The following is a 1189-nucleotide window of genomic DNA, read 5'->3' on the forward strand; positions in this document are numbered from 1 at the left end:
GATACTGCTATCCAAGCGATACTGCTATCCAAGCAGTTGCTGATGCAAGAGCAACTTTCGGTTCTCAATTAAACCGTTTAGATCATAACTTAAACAACGTAACTAGCCAAGCTACTAATATGGCTGCTGCTGCTTCTCAAATCGAAGATGCTGATATGGCAAAAGAAATGTCTGAAATGACTAAATTCAAAATCTTGAACGAAGCTGGTATCAGCATGCTTTCTCAAGCTAACCAAACTCCTCAAATGGTTTCTAAATTATTACAATAAGCCATTTGATCCTATAAATCTCTTTGTAATCAAAGAGATTTATAGATAACTAAAAGTCCAAGATAAAAAAATGGGGGTTCTTTACATGAGAATTAATACAAACATTAACAGCATGCGTACGCAAGAGTACATGCGACAAAACCAAGACAAAATGAACACTGCGATGAACCGTTTATCTAGCGGTAAATCAATCAACAGTGCAGCTGACGATGCRGCTGGCTTAGCTATCGCTACTCGTATGCGTGCAAAAGAAGGCGGCTTAAATGTTGGGGCGCGTAACACACAAGACGCTATGTCTGCTTTACGTACTGGTGACTCAGCATTAGGCTCAATTTCTAACATCTTACTTCGTATGCGTGATCTTGCTACGCAAGCTGCTAGTGGTACAAATAATGTTAAAGATTCAGCTTCTCTAGACGAAGAGTACCAACAATTAGCAAAAGAAATTAACCATATTGCTGAAAAAACTAACTTTAACGGTAATGCATTTTTAAACTCTGCTGATACTGATGCTACTAAGAAGGGCTCAGATGTGACTATCCAACTTTCTGATGCTGCAAGTGATACTCTTGTTATTACAGCTATTGATGCAAAGGTTGATACACTACTTGGTGCTGCTGTTGGAAAATTAACAGGTGCTGATTCAGCAGCTGCTGTAACTGCTGCAACAACTGAAATGGGTAAAATTGATACTGCTATCCAAGCAGTTGCTGATGCAAGAGCAACTTTCGGTTCTCAATTAAACCGTTTAGATCATAACTTAAACAACGTAACTAGCCAAGCTACTAATATGGCTGCTGCTGCTTCTCAAATCGAAGATGCTGATATGGCAAAAGAAATGTCTGAAATGACTAAATTCAAAATCTTGAACGAAGCTGGTATCAGCATGCTTTCTCAAGCTAACCAAACTCCTCAAATGG

Annotated in this window: 2 protein-coding genes; both read left to right on the plus strand. The window is 38.9% G+C overall.

Annotated features, from left to right (window positions below; all coding sequences use genetic code 11):
- The coding region (locus tag AC1DS7_RS28720) for a flagellin (RefSeq protein WP_476999401.1) at positions 1 to 269 on the plus strand (269 nt) is incomplete at its 5' end.
- Positions 270 to 354: 85 nt separating this feature from the next.
- Positions 355 to 1189 (plus strand): flagellin N-terminal helical domain-containing protein (locus AC1DS7_RS28725; protein ID WP_476999402.1); only part of this gene is annotated, 835 nt, incomplete at its 3' end.

The organism is Bacillus sp. P4_E1 (genome assembly GCF_056401715.1).